Raw genomic sequence first — 5,330 nt, forward strand, 5'->3', positions numbered from 1 at the left:
AATGTGGTCCGTTAAACTACTGTTTTGTATGGTTTCAAATGGTATGATGTCAAGTGCTATATCTTGTTTTTTAGTATCTATTATGCCAATGAGTTGAATCAATCTTACAAATTTATCTTAAAAGGATACCATTAGCAATTCAACTCGCGCTAACGGGGTCGAAACTTACATCAAAGTCACCACCCCCGTTTAATCCCTCATTTAATCCCTCAAATAATCCCTCAAATAATCCCTCAAATAATCCCTCAAATAACTTTTTTAGAGAATTTTTTTGGGAAAAGTTGCGAAATGTTATCTATTTAGCTAATTCACAAAAAAGCAAATAGCCGATTTTTTTGAAATCACCGAACGCACCGTAGATAATTATTTAGAAAAATATGAAAAAGAACTCGCCAAAAACGGATACGAAGTGTTGCGAGGTAAACGTCTGGTTGAATACAAGTTAGTTCATGCAAGAACTTTTGGTAACGAAACAGATTTCGTTACCAAATCAACAGTACTTGGAACTTTTAATTTCCGCTCTTTTTTAAACCTCTCTATGTTGCTTACAAACAGTGATAAAGCCAAGGTGTTACGGAGTGCTATTCTGGATATTGTAATTGACACCATTAATAAACGTACCGGGGGCAATACTAAATTTATTAATCAGCGAGATGAAGATTTTGTTGGCAATTTGCTTCGCGGCGAAGATTACAGGCGTAAAATGTGTTTAGGATGGTTTCTTGCAAAATCATGTTAACGGGAGAATAAATCTAGTCTTCATGCAATTTGTTGGGCTATTGAGGTGATGGTTTGGCGGCTGTTTGTATTTTTGTAACGCAAAAAAACTTTAAGACTATTTTTTATGGCGCTTCAATTCGGTCAGACCTGGTGGGGTGAACAGTTTTTAAATGCGCTTACGGATATTGATTATTCAAACCGCCTGCCCAGAGGCAGGAGCTATGCGCGCAATGGTTCGGTGGCGGAGATTCAGACGTCTAATAACAGAATTGATGCTAAGGTGAGGGGCAGTCGCCGCACGCCTTATAAGGTGCAGATTGGGCTGCCCTTGTTCAGCGATGCGGAGAAAGCGATGCTGATGCAGGCCATTACGGATGATCCTCTGGTGCTTTCTCATTTGCTCAACCGTGAGCTGCCGGATGAATTGAATGCCATTGCTCAACGTCATAAGATGGCGGTTTTTCCAAAGAAGTGGTCCGATTTTGATATGGATTGTTCCTGTCCCGACTGGGCGGTACCTTGTAAACATCTTGCGGCTGTTATTTATATGCTTTCGGCTGAAATTGACCGGGATCCGTTTTTGGTTTTTCGATTGCATGGCCTGGATATTCTCAAGGAGCTGAGCAAGGCGGGTCTGACGCTCAATAAGGAAATGCGTATACCAGGTTTTGAACAGCTCTTGCTGGATAAACCGGTGGTGGTGGAGGATATGGATACGCTGGGTGATGCGCCTTTCGACCTTTCAAAAATCACACCTCAAACGAATCATCTGTTATCGCTGCTGGAGGCCAAACCTGTTTTTTATGGAAAGGCTTTTTCTCCCCTCTTGCTCAGGCATTATAAGGCGGTCGGTCGCCATTCTAAAGAATGGCTGAGCAGGGAGGTGGTGGAGTTTGAGCCCAAGGTGTTTGAAAGTATGGAAAAGGTGGAACTGCTGTTGGATGGGGACGGCGCTTTTCATCAGGTGATACTGCATGCGGATAGGGGTGATTTGGTGTTGGATGCTTCAGATGACGGACTGGATTCTCTGATTCAGTTTTTAATCCGACTCCCCAAAAAATATGAGGAGCGACTGTCTGCCGGATTACGGAGCTTATACCGTGCCTGGCATTTTAGTCTGAAATTGGCTGAGTGTGGGGCCTATATTCCTCAGTTGCTGGAGTTAAATAAAAACCACTATGTGATTCGATGGATTCCGGCTGTTATCAATGAGGAGGTGGATGCTTTATTAACCATGCTGGAGCATGGTTTGCCGCAGAATTTGGTGCAGGTGCAAAGTGCTGCCAAGAAATGCCTCTATCTGAGCCCGCGTGACCAGGCCATGGCGCTTGTTTCCCTGTTCTTAACCCACTTTATGAAGGAGGTGTCGCCGACTTCATCGACTTCCTATCCGGATACGGAAACAAAAATTGAGCAGTTGTTTTTTCTAAACCATCGACTGAGGTTTAGTCAGCTCAGAGAAAATCAATTAGCGGAGGCCATGCACCAATTCCTTCAGCGCTTTTACCTGGGCCATAAGACCTATGTGCCACTGATTAAAATTGTGGATGATGCCACAGAGGGTACTTTTGATTTACAGCTATGGGTGGAGAACCGTAAAGCGGCTATGCAGGAGCTGTTGACCTTACAAGGATTTATCGAGGATAAGGCCTATAATTCCTTTAAGGCTTCCTTGTTTCATTCAATGGCCAGTCTGTCCAGGGATTTCCCGGCCATAAAACCCTTGATTTCTTCTTCGGGGACCGAGCGGTTGAGCTTTGATGCGGAGGGTTTTGTTGAGGTGTTATTTCATGTTTTGCCCGTGCTTAAGTTGTTGGGTATTCGTATTCTATTGCCCAATTCGCTTAAATATCTGGCACGTCCCCAAGCTTCCCTGAAAATGGACAGCAGGTCATCTGATGCGACGGTAAGGGCTACCTGAACCTGAATGAGATGCTGCAGTTTGAATGGCAGATTGCTATTGGCGACAAGACGATTCCTATTGCGGAGTTTAGAAAGCTGATCAAGGGTGTTTCGGGGGTGGTGAATATCAAGGGCCAATATGTGCTGATTGATCAAAAGGAGATTCAAACCCTGCTGAATAATATGGATGAAGATAAGGCGCTTTCTCATGCGGATTTGCTGCAATCGGCGCTGTTGGAAGAGTACCAGGAAGCAAAAATTACGCTTTCACCGGCGGCCCGAAAAATTATTAAGGAGTTGATGCAAAGTGAACAAATGGCTCTGCCTAAGCACTTGAAGGCGACTTTACGCCCTTACCAGGAACGGGGGTATCAATGGTTGTACAACAACAGCAAGGTGGGCTTTGGCAGTATTATTGCCGATGATATGGGGCTTGGAAAAACGCTGCAGGTGATTAGCCTGTTGCTTCAATTTAAGCAGGAGGGGCGTTTGAATAAGCGAAAGGCGCTGATTGTGGTGCCTACTACTTTGATTACCAACTGGCAGAAGGAGATTGAGCGCTTTGCGCCGGAGTTGCAGCCGCACATTTATCATGGAGCCAAGCGGGCGTTTAAAACGGATGGGTGTGATTTGGTGATTACTTCGTACGGAATGTTGCGCAGTGATGCTGCGCTGTTTCAAAAAATCAGGTGGGAGGTGCTGGCCATTGACGAGGCTCAGAATATTAAAAATCCGGGAACGGAACAGACTAAGGCGGTTAAAAAGCTGAAGGCCGATGTGAAAATTGCTATGAGTGGCACGCCTGTTGAAAACCGATTGAGCGAATACTGGAGTTTGTTCGATTTTGTGAACAGTGGCTACCTGGGTTCGGCCAAATACTTTAATAAGGTTTTTGCTTTGCCCATCGAAATTGAGAACAATGCGGCGCAATTGGAACGCTTCAAAAAAATGACTGCTCCCTTTATTCTGCGTCGTTTAAAGACGGATAAGTCGATCATCAATGACCTGCCTGAAAAAATGGAGCACGATTGCTTTGTGCAGCTCTCCAAAGAACAAACGGCGCTGTACCAAGAGGTGGTGAATACCATGTTGGATGCGCTGAAAAGTACCGAGGAGCATTCGATAGAAAGGAAGGGACTGGTGTTTAAAATGATGACGGCCCTCAAACAGATATGTAACCACCCGTCGCAGTTTCTTAAAAAGGAGGACGACCGGGTGGCTTTGTCGGGCAAAACGGAGCTGCTGCTGGAGCTGCTGGCTTCGATCTACGAGCAGGATGAGAAGGTGTTGATTTTTACGCAGTACAAGGAGATGGGTGAAATATTGGCCCGTATTTTGGAGGATGCTTTTGATACGAAGCCTCTGTTTTTACATGGTGGTGTGCCCCGTAAGAAAAGGGACGATATGGTGGAGGAATTTCAGAACAAGAAGCATGTTAAAATTTTTATCCTGTCGATTAAAGCCGGTGGTACCGGCTTAAACCTGACGGCTGCCAACCATGTTATTCATTACGATTTATGGTGGAACCCGGCGGTTGAAGCGCAGGCTACGGATCGCGCTTTCCGCATTGGACAACAAAAGAATGTGCTGGTGCACCGTTTGATCTCGAAAGGAACTTTTGAAGAGAAGATTAATCAGATGTTAGAGGACAAGAAACATTTGGCTGATTTGACCGTTGCCAGTGGCGAAAAATGGATGGGGGATTTATCAACGAAGGAACTACAGGATTTGGTGCATATGGGGGCATAGAGAAACGCGCGCTACCGAGGAAATGGTATTATTTTTTCAAGAATTCTTTTGGCGTTAAAACCTCAATTGCTGAACCAATGAAGTCAGACTTGTTTCTTGTCAAAATTAAATCTAATTGATTGAGTTCTGCAGCAGAAGATTGAATGGCATCCTCAAAATCTTTCATTTCTGATGATAGGGCCCGTGAAATAGTTTCTTTATCAACCCCAATTATATCAACAACTTCAATCAGGTTCTTAATAAAGTTGATTGCTGTATGGTGGCCTTGCTCTTTTTTAGCAATGTAATAGATGTCTGTAATAGTTGAAGCAGTGACACTACCGGAAAGCTCCTCTTCATCTATAAGTATGAATAGTTTTAGGGCATCCTCATAAAAGGAATCTCGATTAAGTGCTATATCAAGAATTATATTTGTATCTAAAAGGGCTCGCTTCATTTTGGATTAGGGGTAGTTAAGTTTTACAAGTTATTATTGGTATTTTTCAGACAAATAGGTTCGCTTGGCATTGTCTGTTTCCGTATTTTTGAGAAAACCAGCCCATTTTTTTACAAAATCCGCAGCTTTATTAGGCGGCTTAATTGTGGTTTGATTTTTTGGTACGATAATAATTTCCACCTCTTTGTTGAAAAGACTTGGATTTAATGGCAGTTGAATTAAGCCGCTTTCAGAAATCCGTAAGTCAAATTTATAAGCTTTCATATGTTTATATTTTGTATGAATTATACCAATGAGTTGAATCAGTCTTACAAATTTATATAAAAAGGATGCCTTTAGCAATTTTGGGATGGCTTTATTTTATCAGCATTTCTTCCAATATTCCCTTTACTTTTGAAATCTCAACAGTAGATAACTGATCCATTTTTTTTGCCAACCGGTTTTTATCGATGCACCGTATTTGGTCCAAGGCGATAGATCCCATCTTTCCGGAAACCTTGCATTTTACCCTAAAAGGATAAGA

6 protein-coding genes are annotated in these 5,330 nt (G+C 43.0%); 3 read left to right on the forward strand and 3 right to left on the reverse strand.

What is annotated here, in order from left to right; all coding sequences use genetic code 11:
• Window positions 1–409: 409 nt before the first annotated feature.
• From JCM15548_RS19810 to JCM15548_RS21335, 3 genes are all read left to right on the forward strand, one after another.
• On the forward strand, window positions 410–739 hold the full coding sequence (locus tag JCM15548_RS19810; protein WP_062128881.1) for a hypothetical protein: 330 nt from the start codon (window positions 410–412) through the stop codon (window positions 737–739).
• A gap of 105 nt (window positions 740–844) precedes the next feature.
• Window positions 845–2,641: an SWIM zinc finger family protein gene (locus JCM15548_RS21330; RefSeq protein WP_083985280.1), complete on the forward strand. Its 1,797-nt coding sequence runs from the start codon at window positions 845–847 to the stop codon at window positions 2,639–2,641.
• An 11-nt stretch (window positions 2,642–2,652) separates the two neighbouring features.
• Window positions 2,653–4,371, forward strand: a complete 1,719-nt coding sequence (locus JCM15548_RS21335; protein ID WP_083985281.1) for a DEAD/DEAH box helicase — start codon at window positions 2,653–2,655, stop codon at window positions 4,369–4,371.
• A gap of 28 nt (window positions 4,372–4,399) precedes the next feature.
• Here the strand turns inward: JCM15548_RS21335 and JCM15548_RS19820 are convergent, their stop codons facing one another.
• The 3 genes from JCM15548_RS19820 to JCM15548_RS26500 form a co-directional block, all read right to left on the reverse strand.
• The gene (locus JCM15548_RS19820) at window positions 4,400–4,807 is read right to left on the reverse strand and encodes a PIN domain-containing protein (RefSeq protein WP_062128883.1); all 408 of its coding nucleotides are present in this window, start codon (window positions 4,805–4,807) and stop codon (window positions 4,400–4,402) included.
• Between the two features lie 33 nt (window positions 4,808–4,840).
• On the reverse strand, window positions 4,841–5,071 hold the full coding sequence (locus tag JCM15548_RS19825; RefSeq protein ID WP_062128885.1) for a hypothetical protein: 231 nt from the start codon (window positions 5,069–5,071) through the stop codon (window positions 4,841–4,843).
• Window positions 5,072–5,162: 91 nt separating this feature from the next.
• Window positions 5,163–5,330 (reverse strand): type II toxin-antitoxin system PemK/MazF family toxin (locus tag JCM15548_RS26500; protein ID WP_162198294.1); only part of this gene is annotated, 168 nt, incomplete at its 5' end.

The organism is Geofilum rubicundum JCM 15548, from assembly GCF_000974365.1.
Taxonomy (GTDB): domain Bacteria; phylum Bacteroidota; class Bacteroidia; order Bacteroidales; family Marinilabiliaceae; genus Geofilum; species Geofilum rubicundum.

Coding starts and splice junctions, on each gene's coding strand:
- JCM15548_RS19825 (WP_062128885.1), bottom strand. CDS start 5,071: ATGAAAGCTTATAAATTTGACTTACGGATTTCTGAAAGCGGCTTAATT.
- JCM15548_RS19820 (WP_062128883.1), bottom strand. CDS start 4,807: ATGAAGCGAGCCCTTTTAGATACAAATATAATTCTTGATATAGCACTT.
- JCM15548_RS21330 (WP_083985280.1), top strand. CDS start 845: ATGGCGCTTCAATTCGGTCAGACCTGGTGGGGTGAACAGTTTTTAAAT.
- JCM15548_RS21335 (WP_083985281.1), top strand. CDS start 2,653: ATGCTGCAGTTTGAATGGCAGATTGCTATTGGCGACAAGACGATTCCT.